Here is a 25,933-nt window from a genome sequence, read left to right on the forward strand (position 1 = left end):
CGCGGGTGCCGACACAGGGTTGGCCGCCTGCCACCTAGCACTCTATACATGCGAGTGCTAGCACTCAAGGGTGGGAGGTGCCTAATGGTCGAAGTCGCGAGGGTTGACGGCCAGGTGAGCCGAGACGTCGCCGACGTGCTCGACGTCCACCCGCCGGGCAGTGAAGTACCAGCCGGTTTCGTCCCGGCCGAACGTGTCGTGATAACGCCCGACCACGATCGGCTGCAGCGGCACCGTCTCGGTCGCCTGCACCACGCAGAACGTCGACCGCGCGGCCGCGGTGTCGCCGTCGACCTCCACGATCGGGTTGAGCACCAGGTGACGCGTGCGCGGGGTGTTGCCGTGCTCGGGATAGCGCTTCGTCGTGGTCACGAACAGCTTCGCGATCGGCCCTGCCCCCACCACGCCGGCGAACGACCCCCGCGCCAGCAGTGCGCCCACCCCGTCGAAATCCCCGGCGTCGACCAGCTCCGCGTAGCGGTAGAGCAGTTCGTGGATCGCGAGCGTGTCGGCCACTTTCCCGCGTGGGTTCACGCCACTTGGCTCCGCACCACGGGCAGACCCGGATCGCTGGCCGCCTCCAGCGGTGACGGCGGCGCGCCGGCTGCGATCAGATGCGCGGCGAACGACGCGATCATCGCGCCGTTGTCGGTACACAGCCGGGGACGGGGAACCCGCAGCGTGAGCCCGGCCTGGGCGCACCGCTGCTCGGCCAGTTCCCGCAGCCGCGAGTTGGCCGCGACCCCACCGGCGATCAGCAGCGCCGACACCCCCAGATCGGTGGCCGCCCGCACCGCCTTGCGCGTGAGCACGTCGGCCACCGCCTCCTGGAAGCCCGCGGCGACGTCGGCCTGTGACGCCTCCGGATGGCTTTCCACATAGCGGGCCACCGCGGTCTTGAGTCCGGAGAAGCTGAACACGTACGGATCGTCGCGCGGGCCGGTCATACCGCGCGGGAAGACGATGGCGTCGCGGTCGCCTTCGCGGGCCAGGTCGTCGAGCACCCTGCCGCCCGGATAGCCGAGGCCGAGCAGCCGGGCGACCTTGTCGTAGGCCTCCCCCGCGGCGTCGTCGACCGTGCTGCCCAGCTCGACGATCGGCTCCCCCAGCGAACGCACGTGCAGTAGATGGGTATGGCCGCCCGACACCAGCAACCCCACACTCTCGGGCAACGGACCGTGGTCGTACACGTCGGCGGCCAGATGGCCGCCGAGATGGTTGACCCCGTAGAACGGCACCTGCCACGCCGCTGAATACGCCTTGGCGGCAGCGACTCCCACCAGTAGCGCACCGGCGAGCCCCGGTCCGATGGTGGCGGCGACGACGTCGGGCTTGCGCACCCCGGCGGTGCCGAGGGCGCGGCGCATGGTGGGGCCGAGCGCCTCGAGGTGGGCACGCGAGGCGATCTCGGGCACCACCCCGCCGAAGCGCGCGTGTTCGTCGACACTGGAGGCCACTTCGTCGGCCAAGAGGGTGACGGTGCCGTCGTCGCCGAGTTCGGCGATGCCGACACCGGTCTCGTCACAAGAGCTCTCGATGGCCAGGATGATCACGGCGCTTCTCGCTTCGCAACGCTCGGTGGGTCTCGCCTCATCGTATAGGCGTCGGCGCCGCTGACCCGGTAGTAGCGCTTGCGCAACCCGACGCGGACGAATCCGACGCTCTCGTACAGCGCGATCGCCGGTTCGTTGTCGGTACGCACCTCGAGGAAGATCACGCCGTCGTCGGCGACCTCGAGCAACTGTTCGAGCATCCGGCGGCCGATCCCGCGGCCTTGGTACTCGGGGTCCACCCCGATGGTGTGGATCTCGTACTCGTAGGGCGGGGTTCGGCCCAGTTGAGCGATGCCGGCGTAGCCGACGACGGTCCCGTCGGCGCGGGCCGCGACGTAATGGGTGTGCCCGCCGGCGAGTTCGGCGTGGAAGGCGCGCTCCGGCCACGGGTCGTCGCCGGGGAACAGCAGCGACTCGAGTTCGGCGCAGCGGACCGCGTCGGCCTTCGTCAACGGACCGTAGGTGATGCTCATCGCTTCTGCTCGGCACGCGGGGTCGCGTCCGGGCGGCGCAGGTAGAGCGGCACCAACGCATCAGGCTCCGCGGTCCAGTCGCCGACCGCGCGCACCAGGCCCGCGACGGTCGGGTACCGCGGGCCGGTGACGTCGATACCGAAAAGCGCTGCGTGCTCGGGACTTCCGGCCGCCACGACCGCGCCGGAGGGAACGTCGGCGGGCGCGTTGACCGCGGGGCCGTCCACGCGGACACCGTCGCGGTAGCGCGCCCAGTACACCTCGCGGCGACGGGCGTCGGTCACGACGAGCGCCTCACCGGACGTCTCGATCCCGATGCCGTCGAGGCTGCACACGCCGTACACCGGGATGCCGAGTGCGTGTCCGTACGCGGCGGCGGTCGCCATCCCGACGCGCAGACCCGTGAACGGCCCGGGCCCGCATCCGACGACCACCGCGGCGAAGTCGTCGACGGAGATCCCGGCATCGTCCACCGCGGCAAGCACGTTGGGTGTCAGGCGTTCGGCATGAGCCCGTGGATCCACCGTCACTCGCTCGGCGAGGACCGTCACGTCGTCACCGCGCCGCACCACCCCGGCGGTGACGGCCGGGGTGGCGGTGTCGATGGCCAGCACGAGATCGCTCACTGTCGACTCCATTGCCAGATGGCGGTGCGCGCCTCGGTGTCGACCGCGCGTTCCAGCCGGATGTCGAGGTGGCTGTCGGACAGCCGCTCGGCGACCCCCTCACCCCATTCGACGACGACGACCGCATCGTCGAGATCGGTGTCGAGGTCGAGGGAATCGAGTTCGGCGAGCAGATCGGTACCGGCGTGGTCGAGCAGCCGGTACATGTCGACGTGCACCATCGCCGGCCGGCCGGGCTGACGCGCGCGATGCACCCGCGCCAGCACGAAGGTCGGCGAGGTGACGGGGCCCTCGACGTCCATCGCCTCGGCGATTCCCTTGGCCAGCACGGTTTTCCCCGCACCGAGCGGCCCGGAGAGCACGACGACGTCGCCCGCCCTCAGATGGGCGCCCAGCCGCGCGCCCAGTGCCATGGTGTCCTGTGCGGTGGCCAGTTCGGCCGTACCGCTCTGCCGGTCAGCCACGCGGACGCACCCGCTCGCGCAGTCGCCGGGTCAACGCGACGAGCTTCGACGGGGTGGCCCGTTCGACCAGGCGCACCAGCGCATCGTCGATCACCTCCGGCTGTTCGAGCTGCACGAGGTGACCGGCACCGGGGACGACGACGAGTTCGCTCTTGGGCAGGGCGGCGGCCATCTCCCGCGAGGACTCCACCGGGGTGAGCAGATCCCGGTCACCGCAGGCGATCAACGTCGGGATCTTGGCCAGCGTGGGCAGTGCCGCGGCCTCGTCGTGCACCTCGAGGGCGTGCAGGAATTCGACCAGCGTGACGATCGGCGTGCCGTGCATCATCTTCTCGGAGAACGCGACGACGCTCGGGCTGATCTTCTCGTCGCCGTACGACGCGGCACGCAGGATCGGGGCGATCACCGCGCGAGCGAGTCCACGGGTGCGGTGCACGGCGCCGGGTGCGTAGCGGGCGGTGAACCGAACCGCCTCCAGCGCAGGATTTTTCAGGATCTCACCGAGCGGGGAACGGGCCACGCCCTCTGCGGCGGAGGAGATGATCGCCGCACCGACGACCCGGGTCGGATAGCTCTGCGGGTACTGCCGCGCGTGCGACAACACCGTCATACCGCCCATCGAATGCCCCACGAGCACCACCGGTCCGCGCGGCGCCACGACCGCCAGCACCGCTTCCAGGTCTTGGCCGAGTTGGGTGACGGTGTACGTGTCGGGCGGCGCCGCACCGGACTGGCCGTGGCCGCGCTGGTCGTAGAAGACCATCCGCACCTGATCGCCCCACTGTTCGGACAGGCGGGCGCGCTGGAAGTGGAAGGCGCCCATGCGAAGACAGAACCCGTGGGCGAACACCACGGTCACCGGCGCGTCGGTGGGTCCGACCTCGCGGACGGCCAGCGGCACCCCGTCGGTGGTGGTGACCACGGAGCTGCGGTCGGCGTCGAGGAGCTCGAAATCTTCGCCCGCGTACGGATCGTCGTCGGTGACCCGGCGTGTCAGCGAGCGGGCGACCGTCACCCCGGCCAGCGAGCCGACCGCCGCCAGGCCGGCCACGCCCGCCAACCAGCCGGCATGGCCGCGGCGCCCGATCTCGTTGTCGGTCAACGGCTTCCCCGCCGGTACGTGCGGACGACGCGGCCGCGCGGGCTGGTGACGATCTCGTAGTTGATCGTGCCCACCAGCTCGGCCCAGTCCTGCGCGGTGGGTTCGCCCTGGGTGCCAGGGCCGAACAGGATGGCCTCGTCACCCTCGGTGACGTCGACGGCTCCTGGCCCGAGGTCGACGACGAACTGGTCCATGCAGATCCGCCCGACGCCGGGGCGCAGCCTGCCGTTGATCGACACCTGCAGGCGGCCGCTCAGGGTGCGGAAGACCCCGTCGGCGTAGCCGATCGGCAGCAGCGCCACCGTCGTATCCCGTTCGGCGACCCAGGTGTGGCCGTAGGACACCCCGTCGCCCGCATGCAGCGAGCGGAGCTGCGCCACCGGGCATTTCAGCGTCATCGCGGGCCGCAGGCCCATATCGCCCAGCGCCGGGATCGGTGTCTGACCGTAGACGGCGATGCCGGGCCGGACCATGTCGAAAGCCATATCGGGTCGCGTCATCGCCGCCGGGGAGTTGCACAGGTGGGCCACGTCGTACTTCACGCCGGCGCCCGCCGCCTGACGGCGCATGTCGGTCAACCGCTGCGCCTGGCGGTCGTTGGTGGGGTTGTCGGGCTCGTCGCCGCACGCGAGGTGGCTCATGATGCCCTTGACTCGCACCGCGCCGTCGGCGATCGCGCGGCCCAGCTGGTCGAGTAGTGCCGGGTATTCGGCGGGGCTCACGCCGTTGCGGCTCAGCCCGGTGTCGACCTTCACCGTCACGGTTGCGGTGCGCCCGGTCCGGTGGACGGCGTCGAGGACCTCGCCCAGCTGCCGCACCGACGACACGGCCAGGTGCACGTCGGCGGTCAGCGCAGGGGCGAAGTCGGTGCCGGGGGCGTGCAACCAGGCGAGCACCGGTGCGGTGATGCCGTCGGCGCGCAGGGCGAGCGCCTCGCTGACGGTGGCCACGCCCAACTCGGTCACGCCCGCGGCCAGCGCCGTCCTGGCCACCTCGGTGGCGCCGTGCCCGTAGCCGTCGGCCTTGAGCACCGGCATCACCTGCGCGGCGCCCGCATGTTCGCGCAGGACGGCGACGTTGTGGGCGATGGCGTCGAGGTCGATGACCGCCTGAGCGGTCGGAGTCGTGGTCGTCTCGGTTGTCTGCATGGTCATGTCACCGCCCCCGATTGTCCCAGAGCCCCGCCGGGGCCCCGCCACGACACCTGATCACGGCGGTACGCCTCTAGTGGGCGAACGGCTGTACCTCGTCGAAGTGGCCGCCGGGCTTGAGCTCGTCGAGGTGTTTGAGCACGGTGATCGTGTCGTCACGCAGCGCGCGGGCCAGGTCCGCGGAGAATCCTTCGCGCACCACCACCCTCAGCACGGTGACGTCTTCGGCGCCCTCCGGCATCGTGTACGCGGGCACCTGCCACCCGTAGGAGCGCAGCGTCTGCGAGACATCGAACTCCGTGTAACCGGGATCGCCCTTCAGCCGGAAGCTGACCACCGGGATCGCCGAGCCGTCACTGATCAGCTCGAAGTGCTCACTGTCGCGCAGCTCGTCGCCCAGCCACCGGGCGGTCTGCGACAGGCACTGCATGACCTGGGCGTAACCGCCCCGGCCCAGCCGCAGGAAGTTGTAGTACTGCCCCACCACCTGATTGCCCGGCCGCGAGAAGTTCAGCGTGAAGGTCGGCATGTCACCGCCGAGATAGTTCACCCGGAACACGAGCTCCTCGGGCAGCTGTTCGGCGTTGCGCCACACCACGAAACCGATACCGGGGTAGGTCAGCCCGTACTTGTGGCCGCTCACGTTGATCGACACCACACGCGGCAACCGGAAGTCCCACACCAGATCCGGGTGGATGAACGGCACCACGAACCCACCGCTGGCCGCGTCGACGTGCACCGGCACGTCGACTCCGCCGTCGGCGGCCAGCTTGTCGAGCGCCGCGCAGATCTCGCCGATCGGCTCCAGCTCACCGGTGTAGGTGGTGCCCAGAATCGCCACCACCCCGATCGTGTCCTCGTCGACCTGCTCGAGCACCTGCTCCGGCGTGATGACGTACCGGCCCTCCTCCATGGGCAGATACCGCGGTTCGACATCGAAGTACCGGCAGAACTTCTCCCACACCACCTGCACGTTCGACCCCATCACCAGGTTGGGGGTGCGGCCCTTCCACGCATCGCCGCCCAGCCGTTGGCGCCACCGCCACTTCAGCGCCAGCCCGGCCAGCATGACGGCCTCGCTCGACCCGATCGTCGACACCCCGATCGCGCTGGACGGGTCGTCGTCGCGCAGATCCTCGGCGTGGAAGAGGTCGGCCACCATGCACACGCAGCGCTGCTCGATGGCCGCGGTCGCCGGATACTCGTCCTTGTCGATCATGTTCTTGTCGAACGTCTCGGCCATCAGCTTCTCGGCCTCGGGATCCATCCACGTCGTCACGAACGTGGCCAGGTTCAGCCGCGAGCTGCCGTCGAGCATCAGCTCGTCGTGGATGAACCGGTAGGCCACCTGGGGATCCATCGCCTCGTCGGGCAGCCGAAGCGACGGCACCGGCGCCATCGCCAGCCGGCCGGTGTAGGCGGGCGAGACATGCTGAGCGCGACTGTGCGAACGCGACATAGTGGTTCCTTCCGGGGATCAGATGCTGCCGAGTGCGGGACGGATGTGGGCGAGAATGCGCGACGCCGACGTGGGCGCCGGCCGGGGGCCGGGGTCGGCGGCGGACGTGTTCGCCGCACGGGCGTGGACGAACGCCGCCATCGCCGCGGCCTCCCCCGCGGGCAGCCCGGCGGCCAGCAGCGCGCCGATCATCCCCGACAGCACGTCGCCGGAACCTGCGGTCGCGGCCCATGCACCACCCGCGGGGTTCAGGTAGGCCAGGCCGGAGGGCTCGGCGATGACGGTGACGTAGCCCTTGAGCAGGACGGTGGCGCCGAACTGCTCGGCCAGCCTGCGGGCGGAGGCGACGCGGTCCGCACTCGGCGGTGAACCGGCCAACCGGGCGAACTCACCCGCATGGGGGGTGAGCACCGTGGGCGCACTGCGCTCGGCGACCAGGTCCGGGTGAGCGGCCAGCAACGTGAGCCCGTCGGCGTCGACGATCACCGGCAGATCGGTGTCCAGCGCGAAACACAACGCCGCGGCACCGGCCTCGTCCGTGCCGAGCCCCGGCCCCACCACCCACGACTGCACCCGGCCCGCTGCCGCGGCGCGGGGGGCGGCCACCACCTCCGGCCACTGCGAAACCACCTCCGCCGCAGCACTTCCCGCGTAACGGACCATCCCGCTGGACGCCGCGACAGCGGCTCCGGTGCACAGGATCGCCGCGCCCGGGTAGGTCGCCGAACCGGCGAGCACACCGGTCACGCCCTGGGTGTACTTGTCGTCCTTCGGACCGGGCCGCGGCCACCGTGACCGCACGTCGGCCGCCTCGATGCCGAGCAGATCCGACGGCGGAAGGTCAAGCCCGATGTCGACGAGTTCGACCCGGCCGCACTCCCCCAGCGCGTGCACGGGCTTCAGTCCCCCGAACGTCACGGTGAGCGCGGCCTGCACGTGCGGGCCGTCGGCGGCGCCGGTCTGCACGTCGAGCCCGCTGGGCAGGTCGACGGCAACGACCGGAATCCCGGCGTCGTGGACGGCGCCGAACACCTCCGCCGCGGCAGGCCGCAGGGCACCCGAGCCGGAGATCCCGACCACACCGTCGATCACGAGATCGCTTGATGCCGGGACTCTTTCGACCACCCGGCCGCCGGCAGCACGAAATGCCGCCAGCGCCTTCGGGTGTGCCCGGTCCGGGTTGAGCAGCACCGCGACCGCCGATGCTCCGCGCCTGCGCAGGAACGTCGCGGCCCACAGCGCGTCCCCGCCGTTGTCGCCCGATCCGACCACCGCGCAGACCTGCCGGCCCGCCACGCCACCCGTGCGAACGGTGAGTTCCCGGGCGGTCGCGGTGGCCAGACCGAACGCCGCGCGGCGCATCAGGGCGCCATCGGGCAGGCGCTGCAGCAGCGGCGCTTCCGCTTTGCGGATCGCCTCCGCGCTGTAGTAGTGCCGCATCAGCCACAGCCTACGTCGGCATGCGGCGATATCGGGGGTGGTTACTCGACGATGTCGGTGGCGGCCGGACCGAACAGGTAGAGCGCGTCGAGGACCGGCTCGGGGTCGGCCGACCAGTCCATTGCCGCGAGCTGCGCGCGGCTGCGCCGCCCCGTCCGCCACCGCAGGCTCTCGAAACGCGATGTCCGCAACCGGAGTTCGTCACCGCCGTCGGGACCGCAGCGGTACTCGGCGTCCTCGACCGTCACCCGCAGCGGGACCGGTGTCTGCAGGATGTCGAGCACCTGCTCAGACGAGTACCGGACCGCCGCCGAGTCGCGGGCGCCGGGGCGGCCCAACGCGGTGCGGATGTCGTGTTCGTGGCTGACGACGTCGGCGACCGGGGCGACCAGTCCGCGGGCGTGCGCGGCGTCCTCCAGGAGGCTCGCGGCATCCGCCCAGGCGGCGAGCAGGTCGGCGGTACCGGCGTCGGAGAATCGGGCGACCTGGGCGGCCGTCTGCGCGTCGGTCGGCACTCCGGCCAGCCGTCCGTCGACCCACTCCTCGGCGACCGCCGCGACGTGGGCCACCACATCGCGTACGGTCCACCCGGGACAGGTCGGCACCGCGGCGGCCCACGCGGCGTCGTCGAGGGTGGTGAGCAACCCGGCGGTGCGTTCCCGGGACTCCTGGTAGAGCTGGGCGCTGAGCTGCGCTTCAGTGGTCGGCACAGCAACCACTCCCCTCGGCTTGCCGCGCCGGCCTCGGATCGTGGGGATCGTCGGGGTCCGGGTCGCCGAACCACCGCGACGGCTCCCGTTGGCCGTATTCGTCGTGCCAGCACCACCATTCGTACGGTGGATCCTGCGGATACCCGGCGGGCGAGTCCTCCCATGTCTCCTGGCGGCCGAGTGCCGTCATGTCGAGAAACGCCCAGGTGTTGACGAACGTCTCGTCGCCGCGGTTGTTGATGAAGTACGTACGGAACACGCGGTCCCCGTCGCGGATGAACGCGTTGGTCCCGTGCCACTGGTCGCAGCCGAAGTCGGCGTCGAAGTCGTCGGTGATGGTGTACCACGGGATGTCCCAGCCCATGCGGGTCTTGATGCGCTGCAGGTCGGCCTGCGAACCGCGTGAGGCGTACACCAGCGTGGTGTCGCGCGCGTTGAGGTGGGCCAGGTTGCCGATGTGGTCGGCCATCAACGAACACCCCACACAGCCGTGGTCGGGCCAGCCGTGCACGCCCGGGTCGAGGAAGGCGCGGTAGACGATCAGCTGTCTGCGGCCGTCGAACAGGTCCAGCAGCGTCGCCGGACCGTTCGGACCCTCGAACGCGTACGGCTTGTCCACCGCCGTCCACGGCATCCGCCTGCGCATGGCTGCCAGAGCGTCACGCGCGCGGGTCATCTCCTTCTCCTTGACGAGCATCTGCCGGTGCGCCTCCTCCCACTCACGCGCCGACACGATCGGTGGTGTCTGCATCCCGGACCCTCCAAAACGTTAAACAACTCAGTTGAATGTCTCTTCGGCCAGCAGACCACAGATGGCCGGTTATAGTCAACAACATGGTTGAAGATCAGGTGCTGGATCGGGCGTACGCCGCGCTCGCCGATCCGACGCGTCGCCGGCTGCTGGAGACACTGCGCGACGGCGATGCGCGCATCACCGACCTGGCCGCCCCGCTGCCCATGACCTTCGCCGGCGTCTCCCGCCACATCGGCGTGCTGGAATCGGCCGGCCTGGTCACCCGTGAGGTGCGCGGCCGTGAGCACTGGCTTTCCCTGCGCCCCGACGGTCTCACCATGGCCGCGCGATGGATGGACGAGCAGACGGAGTTCTGGTCGACGCGTGCCGACGCACTGGCGGCCCGCCTGCGCCGGAAGCGGGGCGAGCGGTGACCGAGTCGGCGACCGTCCGGGTGCAGCGCGTGATGCCGGCGCCGCCCGAGGAGGTCTTCGACGAATGGCTCGACCCGGAGGCGCTGACCGAGTGGATGTGTCCGCATCCCACCCGCGTCGTCGGCGTCGAGCTCGAGGCCCGGGTCGGGGGCCGGGTCCGCTTCGACGTCGACAATGTCGGCGTCCGGGTGCTGATCACCGGGCAGTTCCTCGAGATCGACCGGCCGCGCCTGCTGCGCTTCACGTGGAGCAACTCCGATTGGCCGGATCCCACGACGGTCAGCGTCGTCGAGGTCACCTTCACCCCCGTCGACGACGATCAGACGCTGATGTCGATCGAGCACACCCTGCTTCCCCCAACCGAATTCGACAACTTCCACAGCGGGTGGACACTCACCGTCGAGCAGCTGGTCGCGGCGCTGACACGCTAGGCGTCGACGCTGTCCCAGAAGCGGTGCGCACGTTCGGCGATCTCGTCCGGGTACTCGCCGTTGATCGCGTGGGACGCCTGCGACCACACCTCGATCTGACCGTGCGGCAGCGTGTTACGCGCTCTCTCGGCCGCGCGGTCGGCCCGCAGCATCACGCTGCGCCCGCCGAGCAGCGCCAGCACCGGAACCTCCAGGGACCGCAGCTGATCGTCGGTGATCGGCTTCGGCGCGGGCAGCTTCAGCACGAAGTCACGACTGGCTGCGTCGATCAGCCGGGCCTCCATCACCACGTCGTCGACGTCGGCGCCACCGGAGATCCAACTCACCACGCGACGGCGGATCGATTCCGGAACCCCGGGGGCGAACATCGCGACTGACGCGAACAGCGTGGGCACCGGAATGCGGTCGAAGGTCATTACCGGATCGAGCAGCACAAGCGAAGCCGCGCGACCGGGCCGGCGGGCGGCGTAGTTGACGGTCGTCCAACCGCCCATCGAGACGCCCATCAGGTGAACCTGATCCAGCCCGAGTCCGGCGAGAGCCTCATCCAGCCACTGCGCGTCGTCGTCGGCGCCACGCATCGATGCCGTCTGCACGCTGAGCCCGGCCTCACCGAGCCGGTCGATGCTGTAGACGGTGCGACGCGCCAGCAGCGACGGCAGGTTGGTCGCGTACATCGGAGTTGACGCGTTCCGTCCGGGCAGCAGTAACACCGGCGTACCCGGTCCGTGCCCCGGGAAGCGGTAGGCCCGCACCGTGCCGAACGCCGTCGGCACGTCGAACTGCGCATCGAACGGCGGCAGTGTCGCCATCCCGTCCCGGTACACCGCGAGGAAGTGCTCGTATGCCTCGGCGCTGCGGTAGTGGCCGACCCCCTTGGCCACTACTCGACGGTGACCGACTTGGCCAGGTTGCGCGGCTTGTCCACGTCGTAGCCGCGCGCCCGCGCGACCTCCGCGGCGAACACCTGCAGCGGGATCGTCGAGAGCAACGGCTGGAACAGCGTCGTGGTGGCCGGGATCTCGAAGATGTGGTCGGCGAACGGCCGGACGGTGTCGTCACCCTCCTCGGCGATCACGATCGTGGTCGCGCCGCGGGCCTGGATCTCCCGAATGTTCGACAACAGCTTGGCGTGGAGCATCGACGCACCCTTGGGCGACGGCATGACGACGATCACCGGCAGGTCCTCGTCGATCAGCGCGATCGGACCGTGTTTGAGCTCGCCGGCGGCGAAACCCTCGGCGTGCATGTACGCCAGCTCCTTGAGCTTGAGCGCACCCTCGAGGGCCACCGGATAGCCGACGTGGCGGCCGAGGAACAGGATCGTCGGCTTGTCGGCGAAGCGCCGTGCCAGCTCGACCATCGGGTTGAGCTGTTTGAGCACCTGCGCGACGAGGTTGGGCATCGCCTCGAGCTCGTGGTACTCCCGCGCCACCTCGTCGGGGTACTTGGTGCCACGGGCCTGGGCCAGCGCCAGCCCGACGAGATAGTTCGCGGCGATCTGGGCGAGGAACGTCTTGGTCGCCGCGACGCCGATCTCCGGTCCGGCCCGGGTGTAGAGCACGGCGTCGGCCTCGCGCGGGATCTGGCTGCCGTTGGTGTTGCAGATCGCCAGCACCTTGGCCTTCTGCTTCTTGGCGTGCCGTACGGCTTCGAGGGTGTCGGCCGTCTCGCCCGACTGGGAGATCGCCACCACCAGGGTGCTGCGGTCCAGGACGGGGTCGCGGTAGCGGAACTCGCTGGCCAGTTCGGCCTCGACGGGCAGCCGCGTCCAGTGCTCGATCGCGTACTTGGCCAGCAGCCCGGAGTGGTACGCCGTCCCGCAGGCCACCACGAACACCTTGTCGATGTCGCGGAGTTCCTGATCGCTCAGGCGCTGCTCGTCGAGCACGATGCGACCGTCCACGAAGTGCCCGAGCAGGGTGTCGGACACCGCGGCGGGCTGCTCGGCGATCTCCTTGAGCATGAAGTACTCGTAGCCGCCCTTCTCGGCGGCCGACAGGTCCCAGTCGATATGGAATTCCCGGAAGTCCACGTCGGTGTTGCCGTCGAAATCGCTGACGGTGTACCCGTCGGCGGTGACCACGACGGCCTGGTCCTGCCCCAGTTCCACGGCGTGGCGGGTGTGCTCGATGAACGCCGCGACGTCTGAGCTGACGAACATCTCCCCGTCACCGATGCCCAACACCAGCGGCGTCGACCGGCGCGCGGCGACGATGGTGCCCGGTTCGTCGGCGTTGGCGAACACCAGGGTGAAGTGACCCTCCAGGCGCCGCAGCACGGCCAGCACCGAGGCGGCGAAGTCGCCCGCGGTGTCGCCGTAGCGGTACTGGCGGCCGACCAGGTGCACGGCGACCTCGGTGTCGGTGTCGCTGGCGAACTCGACGCCCTCCGCCTCGAGCTCACCGCGCAGCGGGGCGTAGTTCTCGATGATGCCGTTGTGGACGACGACGATCTTGCCGTCGGAGTCGCGATGCGGGTGCGCATTGCGGTCCGTGGGCCTTCCGTGCGTCGCCCATCTGGTGTGGCCGAGGCCGCTGCATCCGGACAGTGTCTCGGGCGCGGAGCACTCGAGGACCTCGCCGAGGTTGGCCAGCCGGCCCGCGCGCCGGTGCACGGTCATACCGCCGTGTCCGTCCAGTAGCGCGATGCCCGCCGAGTCGTAACCGCGGTATTCCATCCGGTGCAGAGCGTCGACCACGATGGCGCAGGCGGGCCGGGGCCCGACATAGCCGACGATTCCACACATAGAGAACCAGGGTAGTGCAAGAGCCCCGGAGGGACGGGTGAGCTACGGTCGTCACGTGGCCAGCACAAAGAAGCTGTTCAAGGCTTTGACCCGCCGCGGCCCTTATCGCGTTCTGCGCGGTGACCTGGCCTTCGCCGGTTTACCCGGCGTGGTGTACACCCCGGAATCGGGGATGAACCTGCCCGGTGTGGCGTTCGGGCACGATTGGCTGGCCAGTGGGCTGCGCTACAGCGGCACGCTCGAACATCTGGCGTCCTGGGGAATCGTGGCGGCGGCGCCCGACACCGAGACCGGCATCGCGCCGTCGGTGCTCAACCTCGCCTTCGACCTGGGCACCACGCTCGACATCATCACCGGGGTGCGGCTCGGGCCGGGTCAGATCAGCGTGCACCCGGCCAAGCTCGCCGTGGTCGGGCACGGTTTCGGCGGGTCGGCCGCAGTGTTCACCGCCGCCGGTATGCCGGATCGGTTGCAGGCGGCGGCCGCGCTGTTCCCGACCGTCTCCCGGCCGCCGGCCGAACAGCCGGCGGCTTCGCTGCAGGTCCCCGGGTTGATCCTGGCCGATCCGGGCGATCCGATGTCGCTGCGGTCGAATGCGGTCGAGTTGGCGCGCGCGTGGAAGCCGGCGACGATGCGCGCGGTGCACAAGGTGACCGCCGGCGGCCTCGTCGAGGGTCGCCGGTTGGCGCGGGCCGTGAAGCTCCCGGGCGAGGACAGAGGCACCCAGAGGATCGTGCGTGCGCTGCTGACCGGATACCTGCTCAACGAGCTGACCGGCGATCGGAAGTACCGCGATTTCAGCAGCTCCGAGGCGGTGCTTCCGAAGACCGACGTGATGGATCCGCACTCCGACGATCCCGTCGATCTGGAGAACAAGGTCGTCGCGCTGCTGAAGCCGTAGCCACCTCTTAGTTGGCCCAACCAACCGGTTGGCTGTATAACCCTTTCATGCGCACTGGCATCTTCATGAGTTATGCGGGCGGCTTCCGTGAGGCCGTCGAGGACGTCGTCGAACTCGAGAAGGTCGGTGTCGACATCGCCCTGGTGGCCGAGGCCTACTCGTTCGACGCGATCAGCCAGTTGGGTTATCTGGCGGCCAAGACCACCCGCATCGAACTCGGCTCCGGCGTGGTGCCGATCTATGTGCGCACCCCGTCACTGCTGGCGATGACGGCGGCGGGGCTGGATTACGTCTCCGACGGCCGCTTCCGGCTCGGTATCGGGACGTCCGGCCCGCAGGTGATGGAGGGGTTCCACGGCGTCCCGTTCGACGCGCCGCTGGGCCGCACCCGCGAGGTGGTCGAGATCTGCCGGCAGGTGTGGCGCCGCGAGAACGTCCAATTCGACGGCAGGCACTACCAGATCCCGCTGCCCAGCGAAGGGCCCAATGCCCGGGGCACCGGGCTAGGCAAGCCGCTGCATCTCATCAATCATCCGGTGCGCGAACGTATTCCGATCACGATCGCGGCGCTGGGGCCGAAAAACGTCGAGCTCACCGCGGAGATCGCCGAGGGCTGGCAGCCGGTGTTCTTCTATCCCGAGCGCGCCGACGCGGCATGGGGTGACGCGCTGCGGGCGGGGCTGGCCAAGCGCGATCCGGAACTCGGCCCGCTGGACGTGATGGTGAGCGCGGCGCTGGCCGTCGGCGACGACGTCGACGACCGGTTGGCGTGGGTGAAACCCCAACTGGCGCTGTACATCGGCGGTATGGGCGCGCGCGGCAAGAACTTCTACCACAACCTCGCGACCCGCTACGGGTTCGGCGAGGTGGCCGACCACATCCAGGATCTGTACCTGGCGGGCAAGAAGGCCGAGGCCATCGATGCCGTGCCCGACGAGCTCGTGCGGTCGGTGTCGCTGATCGGGCCGAAGGGCTTCGTCAAGGAGCGGCTGGCCGCCTATGCCGAGGCCGGCGCCACCACGCTGCTGCTGCAGCCGGTCACCGCCGACCGTCGTGAGTCGGTGCGCTTCGTCGAGGAACTGCACGCGCTGCTGCCGTGAGACTGAAACCACGCAGTGAAAGTGCGAGTGGCGACCTGCGTGAGTTCAGTCTCGCGAGTCGCTACTCGCCCACCTGCGGTACCTCGTCGGCTGCGATTTCGCACGGTGTCGCCGATGCCGGGTCCGGCGGGGGCGCAACGGGTGCCGCCAGCGGCGCCGCCGGTGCGGGAGTCGGCGCCGGGGGTTCCGGGGCGGGTTCATCGATGGGCGGCTCGGTTGCTGTGACGACCGGCTCGGTGACGCCCTCCTCGAGGACCTCGCCTTCCTCGCCAACCTCGTCACCCTCGCCTTCTGGCTCCGCCGCCTCCTCGTCCTCAACCTCGGCGTCCTCGTCCTCGGCCTCGTCCGTGTCGTCGGCTTCCTCGTCGGTATCGTCGTCCAACTCGGGTTCCTCGGGTTCCTCGGGCTCGGGCAGCTCGCCGAGCGCATCGCCGACAGTGGGCACCAGACCGCTGATCATCTCGCCGAGTTGTTGCCCCAGACCCGACAGGCCGGACAAGCCACCGAGCCCCGAACCCATGTCCGGCATCGCTCCGGCCGAGGGCATCGCCGCGGTGGGCGGCATCGCAGGGGGCGCAGTCGCTGCGGCAGGTTCCGTCACAGCCGGCAGCGGCGGCGCAGCGACCGGGGCCACCGCGCCCGGATCCGGAAAGCCCATGGGCGCTTCACTTCTCACCGCGGTGGTCGCATTGTCGAAGCACCGGCATATCGCCTCGGTGGCCGCTTCCATCGCGGCGACCCATTCCGCACGGACGTCTTGTTCGACGAACGGCGCCACCTGCGCATCGACCAGTTCACTGGCCGTCGACCGGTCCCCCACTCCCGTGTTGACGGTCTCCGCCGCCGCCCGCCACTCCCCCCGCACGCCATCGGTTCTGGCGTCCACCTCCTCCGCGGCGGCCACCTTCGCATCGACGATCCGCCACAGCTCGTCGCGCAGCGCACCCACTTGCTCGGCCGCGGCCGACAGCGCGGTGACCGCCTGCGTCGACGCCGCACTGTGCCGGTGCAGGACATCGGCGGCCGCATCGGCACCCGCCCCGCTCCACGCGGCGCTCAGCGCATTCAGCTGCGCATCCTGCACCTGCTGAGCCTCCCGCACCGCCACCACCGCCGCGCGCAACGCGGCGTGGTCGGCATCGAGCGCATGCAGGTCGAGCCCCGCCTCCGTCGTGTAGGCCTGCTCCAGCCGGCCGGTCAGACCATGGCCACAGGTCCCGAGCGCCTGACACGCCTCGGCGTATCGCGCGAAATCGTCCACGGCGGGCTGCCCTTCGGCCAACCGACCCGCGACGTCAAAGGTGCCGGCCACGGCTCAGACCCGCGACGCCGCGTCGGCGTCGGCCTGCGCATAGCGGGTGGCCGAGGCCCGCAACATCGCCGCGATGCCGGCCGCCGAGCGCGCCCACGTGTGCAGCGCGACCACCACGTCGTCCACCGCCGCGCGCAACGCGTCACCGTGAGCGACATAGCCGCGCCCGGCGGCGGACCCGTCGAACGACAACGCCGAAAGGTGCGACCGCACAGCCGAATCGACGATGCTCGCGGCCGCGTCGTACCGACCCGCGATGCCCACGAGTGCCGCACCGTCGACGCGGGCGGCCTGAACTGCTCCCATGCCAGATTAGGACGCTGCGCATCGCGCAGCGGTTCCACGTTTCAGCGCTGTTCGCTCACTGATTCGGCCACCCGCACCGCCAGCTGACGGGCGGTGTCCTCGTCGGCCGCCTCGACCATGACCCGCACGACCTGTTCTGTGCCGGAGGGGCGCAACAGGATTCGCCCGGTGTCACCGAGCGCCGCCTCGGCCTCGGCCACCGCGGTCTGCACCGACGGCGCCTGCGCGACGGTCGCCTTGTCCGCGACCGCGACGTTGATCAGCACCTGCGGCAACGTCTGCATGGGTTCGGCGAGGGCGGCCAGCGACCTGCGGGTCTGCGCCATCCGCGACATCAGGCGCAGGCCGGTCAGGATGCCATCGCCGGTGGTGCCGAGCGACGGCAGCACGATGTGACCGGACTGTTCTCCGCCCAGCGCGTACGACCCCGCCCGCAACTCTTCGAGCACGTACCGGTCCCCCACGCTGGTGGTGCGGACCTCGATGCCCGCATCGCGCATCGCCAGATGCAGACCGAGATTGCTCATCACGGTCGCGACCAGGGTGTCCGAGGTCAACTCGCCGGCCTCCTTCATGGCCAGCGCCAGCACCACCATGATCGCGTCGCCGTCGATGACCCGGCCGTTGGCGTCGACGGCGAGGCAGCGGTCGGCGTCACCGTCGTGCGCCAGTCCCAGATCCGCACCGTAGGAGACCACGGCGGCCTGGAGGGTCTCCATGTGCGTCGAGCCGCAGCCCTCGTTGATGTTGAGGCCGTCGGGATCGGCGTTGATGGTCAGGACGTTGGCGCCCGCCGCGCGGTAGGCCAGCGGTGCGGCCACCGACGCGGCGCCGTGGGCGCAGTCGACCACGACCGTCAGCGCGTCGAGGCGGGTCGTGACGGCCTTGCCGACGTGCCGCAAGTAGCGGTCCAGGGCGTCGGCGGCGTCGACGACGCGGCCGATGCCCGCACCGACCGGACGGTCACCGGGTCCCTGCTGTACGAGTTCGGCGATGCGGTCCTCGGTCGCGTCGTCGAGCTTGTGCCCGCCGGGACCGAAGATCTTGATGCCGTTGTCGGGCATCGGATTGTGCGACGCGGAGATCATCACGCCGAAGTCGGCGTCGTAGGCGTTGGTGAGGTAGGCCACCGCGGGGGTGGGCAGGACACCGACGCGCAACGCGTCGACGCCCTCGCTGGTCAGGCCGGCGATCACCGCGGCCTCGAGCATCTCGCCGCTGGCGCGGGGATCGCGGCCCACGACGGCCACCCTGCGCCGGGCGTCGCCACCGGTGCTCAGCCGTCGCGCGGCCGCTGATCCGAGCGCCAACGCGAGCTCAGCGGTCAGATCGCGGTTGGCGACCCCGCGCACGCCGTCGGTGCCGAACAGTCGAGCCATGGGGACAAACTTCTCACACAAGGCGGTCGTGGAGCCAACTCCGCCCCGAACGACGCACCGCCCGCATCCGGGTGGATGCGGGCGGTGTGCCAGGTGGATCGACTATCCGATCGGGGCGGTGTCGGCCGGAGCGGTCTGGCTCGACTCACCCTCGGCCGGCAGCTGCACATCGTCGGTGCCGCCCGGGGTCACCACGGGAGCCTCGGCGGCAGGCGCCTCGGCCGCGGCAGGCACACCGTTCTTGATGGCCAGCGCGCCACCCGGCAGGCCCTCGCACACGGTCTGCTCGGTGCCCTCGGTGTCGACCTGCTCAACCAGAGCGGTCACATCGGAGGCCGGGGTGCCGCAGATCGCGCCGGCGGCGGTGGCAGCCGTCTCGGCGTCCACGGCTTCGAGGATGGCGGTGTTGCCGACCGCGACGGTGACGAGACCGTCGGGGGTCTCGGCGGGCTGGGCGTTGGCCAGGCCGAGCCCGGCGGTGAACAGCAGGCCCCCACCGAGGACGGTGCCGGCGACGGTGTTCTTCAGGATGGTGTTCATGGGTGCTCCTTTTCAGTCACGAAGCCACGGCCCGGTTCGGTACGAGTGACTGACTCGTCCCCGGAGGCGGAAGGTCCGCCGACGCCGCATGGCAGCGCCCGTGCTCCGATTCGAGGGTTTCCCAATCTCGCCGCCGGATTCAAGCCGCCGGGGCGCATCCGCACCGATGAGCGAGCAGTCCTAATTAACTCCTCGCCGCAGGGCCGCAGCGAACGTCCTGCGCATGCAGGAGCCGTCGGCGCGGCGCGCTTTACTCGATCCGCAGTGTGTGACGGCTCACAAAATGCGAATCGCCGGGCACATCGAGGATGTGCCCGGCGATCCGGCATGTCGATCAGCGCTTGCTGTACTGAGGCGCCTTACGGGCCTTCTTGAGGCCGTACTTCTTACGCTCGATGGCGCGCGGGTCACGAGTCAGGAACCCGGCCTTCTTGAGCGCCGGACGATCCTCCGGCTGCACCAGGATGAGCGCACGGGCCAGCGCCAGGCGCAGGGCGCCTGCCTGCCCGGACGGGCCACCGCCGTCGAGGTGGGCGTAGACGTCGAAGCTGTCCACCCGGTCGACGGTCACCAGCGGGGCCTTGATGAGCTGCTGGTGCACCTTGTTGGGGAAGTAGTCCTCCAGGGTGCGGCCGTCCAGGTTGAACTTGCCGGTGCCGGGCACCAGGCGCACCCGCACCACGGCCTCCTTGCGGCGGCCGACGGTCTGGATCGGGCGGTCGATGTAGACGGGCTCGCGGGGTTCGACGTCCGCGGTCACTTCCTCGGTCGTCGATTCGACGGCTTCGGTTCCAGTCACCTCTGTCATTGGGCCACCTGCTTGATCTCGAACGGAATCGGCTGCTGCGCAGCGTGCGGGTGGTTCGGGCCCGCGTACACCTTGAGCTTCTTCTGCACCTGTCGGCTCAGCTTGTTGTGCGGCAGCATGCCGACGATCGCACTCTCCACGACGCGGGTCGGATGCTTGAGCAGCACCTCACCGATGCTGCGCCGGCGCAGGCCGCCGGGGTAACCCGAGTGGCGGTAGGCGTACTTCTTGTTGATCTTGTCGCCGCTGAGAGCGATCTTCTCGGCGTTGATGACGATGACGAAATCGCCACCGTCGACATTCGGCGTGAACGTCGGCTTGTGCTTGCCGCGCAGCAGCTTGGCTGCTTCGACGGCGAGCCGGCCGAGCACCACGTCGGTGGCGTCGATGACGTACCACGAGCGCGTGGTGTCACCCGCCTTCGGCGTGTATGTAGGCACAGTGCTTACCCTTCTCATCTCGGGTTTTACCCCGCATCGGACCCCGGTGACCCGGGTGACGGTCTAGCGTGGCGGAGGTTTGTCCCGGCGACCGACGTTGACCCGGGGACCGCGTTACCGTGACGGCACCGCACACCAACGAGCGAGCTTACCTGCGCGCGTCGTCGCAGGTCAAAACGCAGAACTGTGCGGTCCCTCCGGGCTCCCCTCCCGTCGGGACCGCACAGGGTCTGTGGTGGGTGGCTCACCACCCCCAGGCGTTGGCCGCGCTGCGATCGGTCGCCGCGACGTCGTCGGCGCCGTCGCGCACCGCGCTGCCCAAGCCGAACAGAATCTCGTTCAGCGCCGCGGCCGCCTGATCCCATCGCATCTGCTCGGCGCGGTACGCCTCGGCGGCGTGCCGGGTCCACACCTGCTGCAGCGGGGCGATCTGTGCGCGCAGTTCGTCGAGCGCGGCGTTGAGCCGTCCGTGCGTGGTGTGGATCTCCTGGCGCACGGTGTACTCGATCTGGTCGAAGTCGTAGGACAGAACGTGGTCCATGGTGTCTCCCATTGTCTCCGCTAGAGGGTCTGGCCGATGACACCGATTTGGTGCGAATGCCCGTCTGCTGCGGCGAGCAGCGCCTGCTGATTGCTCCGCATGGTCTCGGCGATCCGCTGCAGGGCGGTGTGCAGCTTCACCGACTCGCCGTTCCAGCGGTCGACCACCTCGCGGAATCGCACGGCTGCCACGCCGCCCCACACCGACGGCGGCACGCTGGTCATGCGGCCGATGAACGACTGCAGCATGGCCCGGATCTCTTCGTTGCGGGCGTCGATCACGCCGGCGACAGAGCCCATGAGCTCGAAGTCGGTGTTGAGCGCCCCACCGGTGGGTGTCGTCATCGAGTGAATTCCCTTCTGCTGTGTGCGATATCAGGTTCGACGCCGAGAAGTCGTGTTCGGTTCCGTTGCGTCGCGGGTTTTTTTCAGAACACCGCGTGCGTCGACCGCACCGCGGTCTCGCACACCGGCCGGATGGGGTCGGCTCCGCCGATCGGGTGCTGGCAGCCGATCGCGATCCGCAGGGCGTTGTCGACGAGCACCGCCCACTCGGTCTGATGCTTCGCGCGCCGCTCCTGATAGGTGGCGACCGCCCGGCCGCCTCGTTCGTCGACGGCACGGAAGTCGGTGAACACGTCGGCGTCTTCAGCCTGGAGTGCGTCGCGCAGCGTGTCGGCCACCTCTTCCAGCGGCTGGGGGCGCGGCAGCACCGACTGGGTGAGGTGCAGCGCGACGGCGTGATCGGTGGGTGACGTGATCTGGACGCGGGCCGAACCGCTGCCCTCGGTCACGCGTTGAACGGTCCACAACGCGGGGACGATCACCCCGACGCGGCCCTCGACCAGAAGTGCCGTCGGTTCGGCAGGCGCAGGAGTGCCGTCGTAGGTGATGGCCGCGGCGCCCACGCACACGGTGGTCACCAGCGCTCCGGCGAGAAGTGGGCCGGTCCGGCGCCGCCGACGTTCGGGTGCCGGCCGATCGGTGACCCGCGCCACCGGCGGCCCCGCCCGCGTGGCGGTGACGCCCCGCTCGCCGAGGGCGGCGATGATCGCCGCAGCCAACGCATCGCCACCGACACCCGGAGGTGCGTCGACGACCGCGCTTGGCGCATGACCGATTTCGCGGACGACCGCCGTGCACACCGCGTCGTCGGTGGTGCGGGTGATCGTGCAGACACCGGTCGAGACGACGGCCACGTGTTCGGCGGCGATCTCCACGACAGGGGTGAGACCGTCACCGAACAACTCAGCACGCGTGATCACCTCGGCGTCGATTCCGGTCGACGCCTCGAGCACCACCTCCACCCTGCGCCTGCTCCACCAACTCGGGTGGACCACGGTGAGTCCGCCGTCACCGGGGCCGGCGGCCGACCGCAGCAACTCCGTCATCACGGTGCGGACCGCGGCCGGGCGATCGTTGACGAGCATCAGGTCATCGTCGATGGATTCGATTGCCGCACTGGCTTTGTCGTCGTCGATCGGCCGGGGCCCCCGGATCGTGACCGGCCCCACTTCGAGGAGCGTCACGGCGGCTCCGTCCACGCCACCTGAATGAGCTGATCGGGCGCACCGCGGGTGACCAGCGTCGCGCGGCCTGGCGGCAGCGGGGTCGGGCGGACCGAGCCGAGGAGTACGCCCTCGTCGGGTCCGGCGCTCATCATCAGGCCCATCGCACCGAGATCGCGCAGCCGTCCCAACAGCGGGTCGAACATCGCGCGGGCGGCGCCGCCGGAGCGGCGGGCCACGATCACGTGCATACCGACGTCGCGGGCATGCGGCAGATAACCGAGCAGCGGCGTCAATCCGGCCCCACCGGCGACCAGGTCGTAATCGTCGATCACGACGTACAGTTCGGGCCCCGACCACCACGAGCGAGTGCGCAGCTGCTGCTGCGTGACGCCTGCGCCGGGCATGCGGGCCGCGAGGCGCTCGATCAGGGCGGGCACCGCTGTGGCGAGCCCGGACTCGGCCATCACATAGCCGGCCAGATGGTCGGATTCGACGACGCCGAGCAGGGTGCGGCGAAAGTCGACGAGGAGCAGCTGCACCGCATCCGGCGGATTGCTCGCGATCAACCCGGCGCACAGTGTGCGTAGCACGGCGGTCTTCCCGCACTCGACGTCGCCGAGCACGATGAGATGTTGCTGTGCCGCGAAATCGACTGCGACCGCGGTTCTTTCCGCTTCACCGAGTCCGATGAGCACCCGGGTTGCGGACTGGGCGCCGGCGATGTCGTGGCGACGGACGAGTGCGGGTAGCGCAGCGATCGGCGGCGCACTGCGATGCCCGTAGCGGATCCGCAAGGTGCCCGCGGCGGCGGTGAGCGCCGCGCCGAGCCCATCGGCACTCCGGTGTCCGTCGAGGCGCGGCAACGCGATCACCGTCTCGCGCCCGTCGCGGGTGAGGCCCCGGCCCGGTGGACCGTCGGTGAGCTGCCGGGCCCGCTTGCGGTCCATCTCCGATTCCGCCGGATCTCCCAGGCGCAGCTCGATGCGGGTGCCGAGTTGGTCCTTGAGCGCCGGGCGCAGATCGGCCCAGCGCGATGCGGTGAGGACGACGTGCACGCCATAGGACAGCCCCTGAACGGCGAGCGCGGTGATCGAGGGCTCGAGTTGCTCGAAGTCCCGCCGCAGGACCGCCCAGCCGTCGACGACGAGGAACACCTCGCCGTAGGGGTCTCCCCCGGCGACGGGATCTCCCGCGGCGCGGCGGCGACGGTAGTCGGCGATCGACTCGATGCCGTCGCGGCGGAACCGCTGTTCCCGTGCGCGGACGAGGGATTCGCATTCGGCGACGATCCGGCGGAGCAGATCGGCGTCCTGCCGTCCGGCCACCACGCCGGTGTGCGGCAGGTCCGCCATCGCGGCCAGTGCACCGCCGCCGAGGTCGAGGCAGTAGAACTGCACGTCCCGGGGATCGTTCGTGGCCGCGAGCGCCAGCATCAGTGTGCGCAGTGCAGTCGACTTGCCCGCGCGCGGACCTCCGACCACCGCGACGTTGCCCGCCGCGCCACCGAGGCCGACGGCGTAGAGCTCGCGCCGCTGTTCGAACGGGCAGTCCACCAGGCCGATCGGCACGCTGAGCGGCGCGGCCTGGTCGGTAGGCGCGCGGGACAGCACGGCGTCGAGAGTGGGTGGATCAGACAGGGGCGGCAGCCACACCCGGTGGGCCGGAGTGCCGTGGCCGGCCAGCCGGTCCACCACGGCGTCGAGCAGCGATGACATCGAACCGGTTGCAGACGAGGTCTTTTCGTGCGGTTCACCTGCGGCGGTGGTGAAGAGCCGCGGCCTGGGCGCGTTATCGGGTGCGCCGCGCGCCGCGGTGACCGGACCGGAGACGAATGCCGTGCGGAATCGGGTCAGCTCGCCGGAGGCCGTTTTCAGATAGCCGACGCCGGGGGTGTTGGGCAGATCGTGGGCGTCAGCCACACCGAGGACCGCCCGCGATTCGCCGGCCGAGAAGGTCTTGAGGCAGATCCGGTACGACAGGTGGGTGTCGAGTCCGCGCAGCCGGCCCTCGTCGAGGCGTTGGCTCGCGAGCAGCAGGTGCATGCCCAGCGAGCGGCCAACCCGCCCGATCGCGAGGAACAGTTCGGCGAAATCGGGATGCTGGGTGAGAAGTTCGGAGAATTCGTCGACGACGATGAGCAGCACCGGCAGCGCAGGCAAATCGGGTCGCGACGACCTCGCCTTCCGGTAGCCGGCGATGTTCGCGATGTTTCCGGCGCTGCGCAGCAGTTGCTGGCGGCGGTGCATCTCGCCGGCCAGGGCGTCCCGCATGCGCGAGACCAGATGCGCTTCCTCCTCGAGGTTGGTGATCACCGCCGAGACGTGTGCGGTCCGGTCCAGGCCGAGAAAGGTGGCGCCGCCCTTGAAGTCGACGAGGATGAGGTTCAGGGTGTCCGGCGGGTGCGAGGCGATCAGGCCGAGGGTCAACGTGCGCAGCAGCTCGGATTTTCCCGAGCCGGTGGCGCCGACGCACAATCCGTGCGGCCCCATCCCGTGTTCGGCGGCTTCCTTGAGGTCGAGTTCCACCGGGATCCCGTTGTCCGACAGCCCGATCGGCACGCGGAGGAACTGCGCCGGGGCCCGCGGTCGCCACACGGCCGCGGGGTCGACCGACGCCGGATCCCCTATGCCGAGCAGATCCTGCCAGTTCCGGGGCGCCGTTCGGGCCGGCGCCTCGTCGACGCCTGCGCGGGCGGCCAACCGCCTGGCGCAGACGACGGTCTGTTCGCGGGTGAGCCCGTCCGGCTTGCCCACCCGCTCGTCGCCGGCGCGGTCGCGAATCACCACCTCACCCCGTTCGACGTGCACGGTGGTGTCACCGTCTTCCGCCGCGCCGAGGCACAGCACCGTCACGGCGGGTGAGGGGGCCGGCAGGGGTGCTCCGTCCGCGATCAGCACGAGGTGCGCACCGGACGATCGTTGGTGCGGTATCCACTTCAGCCAGTCCCACGCGCCCCCGACGGCACGCACGGTGACGTCGTCGGGGCCGTGCAGTGTGGCGAGTTGGCACAGCGCCGCCCGGACGAGGTTCCGCACCGCGGCGGGATCACCGCTGAAGCAGATCAGGCCGGGGACGAGGAGGTTCACAGTGAGCGGCAGACCGTCGACCGTGGACCGGTCCCTCACCAGCGCCCGCGCGGCCTCCGCGGTCACCGGATCCACGTCGTCGTTGCCCGCCGCCTGCGGCGCGACCAGCTGGACGCTCGTCGGCGCTTGACCGAGACCGATTCGTACACAACCGAACTCAGCGTGCTGCGGACTGCGCTCCCACATTCGGCCGCCGCCGGCGATGACCCACAGGGTGTGCGGATCCGGGTGGGTGTGGTGCTCGTCGTCGTACTGCCCGCGAGCGGTGCCGGCGACGGCACGGTCGACACCGTCGAGATAGCGAAGGTAATCGCGCCGGTTACGGTCGACCTCGGCGCCGCGCTGTGTCCCGCGGGCGCCGAATACCAGGGTGCCGACCAGTGACATCACCATCATGACGGGAAAGAAGCCGAACATCGGGCTGCGCGCCTGGCCCGCCCCGGAGGTGAAGTACAGCAGCATCATCCCGCCTGCGGCGATGAGCATCGCGAAAGGCATCAGCCGGGCCAGCGGGTGACCGCCGGCCTGCCGGGGTACCGCAGGCGGCGTCTGCAGGACGAATTCCCCCGTACGGGCCAGGCGTTCGGTGATGTCCATCGTTGTTTGGACGGCCGGGACCACGGATCGGTTCCCTGTCCACAGCGTGGAAATTCCGTGCGTCGGGGTGTCGGCTCGCGCGGTTACG

27 protein-coding genes are annotated in these 25,933 nt (G+C 70.1%); 4 read left to right on the forward strand and 23 right to left on the reverse strand.

Features of this window, described 5'->3' with window-relative positions; genetic code table 11:
* Nucleotides 1–81: 81 nt before the first annotated feature.
* The 11 genes from G6N30_RS15075 to G6N30_RS15125 all read right to left on the reverse strand — a co-directional run bounded on the left by G6N30_RS15075 (nt 82) and on the right by G6N30_RS15125 (nt 9,729).
* A complete protein-coding gene (locus tag G6N30_RS15075) occupies nt 82–534 on the reverse strand; it encodes a nuclear transport factor 2 family protein (RefSeq protein WP_234880140.1) in 453 nt (150 codons plus the stop codon).
* The gene (tsaD, locus tag G6N30_RS15080) at nt 531–1,553 is read right to left on the reverse strand and encodes a tRNA (adenosine(37)-N6)-threonylcarbamoyltransferase complex transferase subunit TsaD (protein ID WP_134054108.1); all 1,023 of its coding nucleotides are present in this window, start codon (nt 1,551–1,553) and stop codon (nt 531–533) included. Before tsaD ends, G6N30_RS15075 begins: the two co-directional genes overlap by 4 nt.
* Entirely contained in the window at nt 1,550–2,026 is a 477-nt protein-coding gene (gene rimI, locus G6N30_RS15085) for a ribosomal protein S18-alanine N-acetyltransferase (RefSeq protein ID WP_134054110.1), read from the reverse strand. The genes tsaD and rimI overlap by 4 nt, the downstream gene beginning before the upstream one ends.
* Entirely contained in the window at nt 2,023–2,652 is a 630-nt protein-coding gene (gene tsaB / locus G6N30_RS15090) for a tRNA (adenosine(37)-N6)-threonylcarbamoyltransferase complex dimerization subunit type 1 TsaB (protein WP_134054113.1), read from the reverse strand. The genes rimI and tsaB overlap by 4 nt, the downstream gene beginning before the upstream one ends.
* Nucleotides 2,649–3,116: a tRNA (adenosine(37)-N6)-threonylcarbamoyltransferase complex ATPase subunit type 1 TsaE gene (gene tsaE / locus G6N30_RS15095; RefSeq protein WP_134054115.1), complete on the reverse strand. Its 468-nt coding sequence runs from the start codon at nt 3,114–3,116 to the stop codon at nt 2,649–2,651. Before tsaE ends, tsaB begins: the two co-directional genes overlap by 4 nt.
* Entirely contained in the window at nt 3,109–4,218 is a 1,110-nt protein-coding gene (locus G6N30_RS15100) for an alpha/beta fold hydrolase (RefSeq protein WP_134054116.1), read from the reverse strand. The genes tsaE and G6N30_RS15100 overlap by 8 nt, the downstream gene beginning before the upstream one ends.
* Nucleotides 4,215–5,366, reverse strand: a complete 1,152-nt coding sequence (gene alr / locus G6N30_RS15105) for an alanine racemase (RefSeq protein WP_134055308.1) — start codon at nt 5,364–5,366, stop codon at nt 4,215–4,217. Before alr ends, G6N30_RS15100 begins: the two co-directional genes overlap by 4 nt.
* A 76-nt stretch (nt 5,367–5,442) precedes the next feature.
* Complete coding sequence (locus G6N30_RS15110; protein ID WP_134054118.1) at nt 5,443–6,828, reverse strand: glutamate decarboxylase; 1,386 nt, start codon at nt 6,826–6,828, stop codon at nt 5,443–5,445.
* An 18-nt stretch (nt 6,829–6,846) separates the two neighbouring features.
* Complete coding sequence (locus G6N30_RS15115; protein WP_134054120.1) at nt 6,847–8,268, reverse strand: NAD(P)H-hydrate dehydratase; 1,422 nt, start codon at nt 8,266–8,268, stop codon at nt 6,847–6,849.
* 41 nt (nt 8,269–8,309) lie between these two features.
* On the reverse strand, nt 8,310–8,978 hold the full coding sequence (locus G6N30_RS15120; RefSeq protein WP_234880141.1) for a DinB family protein: 669 nt from the start codon (nt 8,976–8,978) through the stop codon (nt 8,310–8,312).
* Nucleotides 8,965–9,729: a DUF899 domain-containing protein gene (locus G6N30_RS15125; protein WP_134054124.1), complete on the reverse strand. Its 765-nt coding sequence runs from the start codon at nt 9,727–9,729 to the stop codon at nt 8,965–8,967. The genes G6N30_RS15120 and G6N30_RS15125 overlap by 14 nt, the downstream gene beginning before the upstream one ends.
* Before the next feature lie 83 nt (nt 9,730–9,812).
* On the opposite strand from G6N30_RS15125, the gene G6N30_RS15130 reads away from it, so the two are divergent.
* Both G6N30_RS15130 and G6N30_RS15135 read left to right on the forward strand, forming a co-directional pair.
* Nucleotides 9,813–10,145 carry an ArsR/SmtB family transcription factor gene (locus tag G6N30_RS15130; RefSeq protein ID WP_134054126.1) on the forward strand — a complete coding sequence of 111 codons (333 nt, stop codon included), beginning with the start codon at nt 9,813–9,815 and terminating at the stop codon, nt 10,143–10,145.
* Nucleotides 10,142–10,576, forward strand: a complete 435-nt coding sequence (locus G6N30_RS15135) for an SRPBCC family protein (protein WP_134054128.1) — start codon at nt 10,142–10,144, stop codon at nt 10,574–10,576. Before G6N30_RS15130 ends, G6N30_RS15135 begins: the two co-directional genes overlap by 4 nt.
* Here G6N30_RS15135 and G6N30_RS15140 read toward each other — a convergent pair.
* Nucleotides 10,573–11,460, reverse strand: a complete 888-nt coding sequence (locus tag G6N30_RS15140; RefSeq protein ID WP_234880142.1) for an alpha/beta fold hydrolase — start codon at nt 11,458–11,460, stop codon at nt 10,573–10,575. The genes G6N30_RS15135 and G6N30_RS15140 overlap by 4 nt on opposite strands.
* Complete coding sequence (glmS, locus tag G6N30_RS15145) at nt 11,460–13,325, reverse strand: glutamine--fructose-6-phosphate transaminase (isomerizing) (RefSeq protein WP_134054130.1); 1,866 nt, start codon at nt 13,323–13,325, stop codon at nt 11,460–11,462. Before glmS ends, G6N30_RS15140 begins: the two co-directional genes overlap by 1 nt.
* 55 nt (nt 13,326–13,380) lie before the next feature.
* Here glmS and G6N30_RS15150 point away from each other — a divergent pair, with 55 nt between their 5' ends.
* Nucleotides 13,381–14,226, forward strand: coding sequence for a dienelactone hydrolase family protein (locus G6N30_RS15150; protein ID WP_134054132.1), 846 nt, complete (start codon nt 13,381–13,383; stop codon nt 14,224–14,226).
* A gap of 47 nt (nt 14,227–14,273) precedes the next feature.
* A complete protein-coding gene (locus tag G6N30_RS15155) occupies nt 14,274–15,326 on the forward strand; it encodes an LLM class F420-dependent oxidoreductase (RefSeq protein WP_134054134.1) in 1,053 nt (350 codons plus the stop codon).
* Between the two features lie 61 nt (nt 15,327–15,387).
* Here the strand turns inward: G6N30_RS15155 and G6N30_RS15160 are convergent, their stop codons facing one another.
* The 10 genes from G6N30_RS15160 to eccCa all read right to left on the reverse strand — a co-directional run bounded on the left by G6N30_RS15160 (nt 15,388) and on the right by eccCa (nt 25,845).
* Entirely contained in the window at nt 15,388–16,638 is a 1,251-nt protein-coding gene (locus G6N30_RS15160) for a hypothetical protein (protein ID WP_134054136.1), read from the reverse strand.
* Between the two features lie 3 nt (nt 16,639–16,641).
* Nucleotides 16,642–16,944 (reverse strand): DUF7162 family protein, encoded by a 303-nt coding sequence (locus tag G6N30_RS15165; protein ID WP_134054138.1) that lies wholly within the window; start codon nt 16,942–16,944, stop codon nt 16,642–16,644.
* Between the two features lie 41 nt (nt 16,945–16,985).
* Nucleotides 16,986–18,323, reverse strand: coding sequence for a phosphoglucosamine mutase (gene glmM, locus G6N30_RS15170; RefSeq protein WP_134054140.1), 1,338 nt, complete (start codon nt 18,321–18,323; stop codon nt 16,986–16,988).
* A gap of 102 nt (nt 18,324–18,425) precedes the next feature.
* Entirely contained in the window at nt 18,426–18,863 is a 438-nt protein-coding gene (locus tag G6N30_RS15175) for a hypothetical protein (protein WP_134054142.1), read from the reverse strand.
* A 334-nt stretch (nt 18,864–19,197) separates the two neighbouring features.
* Complete coding sequence (gene rpsI, locus G6N30_RS15180; RefSeq protein ID WP_134054144.1) at nt 19,198–19,671, reverse strand: 30S ribosomal protein S9; 474 nt, start codon at nt 19,669–19,671, stop codon at nt 19,198–19,200.
* Nucleotides 19,668–20,111 carry a 50S ribosomal protein L13 gene (gene rplM, locus G6N30_RS15185; protein ID WP_134054146.1) on the reverse strand — a complete coding sequence of 148 codons (444 nt, stop codon included), beginning with the start codon at nt 20,109–20,111 and terminating at the stop codon, nt 19,668–19,670. Before rplM ends, rpsI begins: the two co-directional genes overlap by 4 nt.
* Before the next feature lie 244 nt (nt 20,112–20,355).
* Nucleotides 20,356–20,652: a WXG100 family type VII secretion target gene (locus tag G6N30_RS15190; protein WP_134054148.1), complete on the reverse strand. Its 297-nt coding sequence runs from the start codon at nt 20,650–20,652 to the stop codon at nt 20,356–20,358.
* A 20-nt stretch (nt 20,653–20,672) separates the two neighbouring features.
* Complete coding sequence (locus G6N30_RS15195; RefSeq protein WP_134054150.1) at nt 20,673–20,996, reverse strand: WXG100 family type VII secretion target; 324 nt, start codon at nt 20,994–20,996, stop codon at nt 20,673–20,675.
* Between the two features lie 83 nt (nt 20,997–21,079).
* Nucleotides 21,080–22,180 (reverse strand): type VII secretion-associated protein, encoded by a 1,101-nt coding sequence (locus G6N30_RS15200; protein WP_234880143.1) that lies wholly within the window; start codon nt 22,178–22,180, stop codon nt 21,080–21,082.
* The gene (gene eccCa / locus G6N30_RS15205; protein ID WP_134055314.1) at nt 22,177–25,845 is read right to left on the reverse strand and encodes a type VII secretion protein EccCa; all 3,669 of its coding nucleotides are present in this window, start codon (nt 25,843–25,845) and stop codon (nt 22,177–22,179) included. Before eccCa ends, G6N30_RS15200 begins: the two co-directional genes overlap by 4 nt.
* Between the last annotated feature and the right edge of the window lie 88 nt (nt 25,846–25,933).

The organism is Mycolicibacterium litorale (assembly GCF_010731695.1).
GTDB lineage: Bacteria > Actinomycetota > Actinomycetes > Mycobacteriales > Mycobacteriaceae > Mycobacterium > Mycobacterium litorale.

Bases quoted from the DNA above. Each gene is read 5' to 3' on its own strand.
- G6N30_RS15195 (WP_134054150.1), bottom strand. From the start codon at position 20,996: ATGACGACACCCACCGGTGGGGCGCTCAACACCGACTTCGAGCTCATG.
- G6N30_RS15110 (WP_134054118.1), bottom strand. From the start codon at position 6,828: ATGTCGCGTTCGCACAGTCGCGCTCAGCATGTCTCGCCCGCCTACACC.
- G6N30_RS15165 (WP_134054138.1), bottom strand. From the start codon at position 16,944: ATGGGAGCAGTTCAGGCCGCCCGCGTCGACGGTGCGGCACTCGTGGGC.
- glmS (WP_134054130.1), bottom strand. From the start codon at position 13,325: ATGTGTGGAATCGTCGGCTATGTCGGGCCCCGGCCCGCCTGCGCCATC.
- alr (WP_134055308.1), bottom strand. From the start codon at position 5,366: ATGCAGACAACCGAGACGACCACGACTCCGACCGCTCAGGCGGTCATC.
- G6N30_RS15130 (WP_134054126.1), top strand. From the start codon at position 9,813: ATGGTTGAAGATCAGGTGCTGGATCGGGCGTACGCCGCGCTCGCCGAT.
- G6N30_RS15190 (WP_134054148.1), bottom strand. From the start codon at position 20,652: ATGGACCACGTTCTGTCCTACGACTTCGACCAGATCGAGTACACCGTG.
- G6N30_RS15175 (WP_134054142.1), bottom strand. From the start codon at position 18,863: ATGAACACCATCCTGAAGAACACCGTCGCCGGCACCGTCCTCGGTGGG.
- G6N30_RS15115 (WP_134054120.1), bottom strand. From the start codon at position 8,268: ATGCGGCACTACTACAGCGCGGAGGCGATCCGCAAAGCGGAAGCGCCG.
- rpsI (WP_134054144.1), bottom strand. From the start codon at position 19,671: ATGACAGAGGTGACTGGAACCGAAGCCGTCGAATCGACGACCGAGGAA.
- eccCa (WP_134055314.1), bottom strand. From the start codon at position 25,845: ATGGACATCACCGAACGCCTGGCCCGTACGGGGGAATTCGTCCTGCAG.
- G6N30_RS15125 (WP_134054124.1), bottom strand. From the start codon at position 9,729: ATGCAGACACCACCGATCGTGTCGGCGCGTGAGTGGGAGGAGGCGCAC.
- glmM (WP_134054140.1), bottom strand. From the start codon at position 18,323: ATGGCTCGACTGTTCGGCACCGACGGCGTGCGCGGGGTCGCCAACCGC.
- G6N30_RS15155 (WP_134054134.1), top strand. From the start codon at position 14,274: ATGCGCACTGGCATCTTCATGAGTTATGCGGGCGGCTTCCGTGAGGCC.
- rimI (WP_134054110.1), bottom strand. From the start codon at position 2,026: ATGAGCATCACCTACGGTCCGTTGACGAAGGCCGACGCGGTCCGCTGC.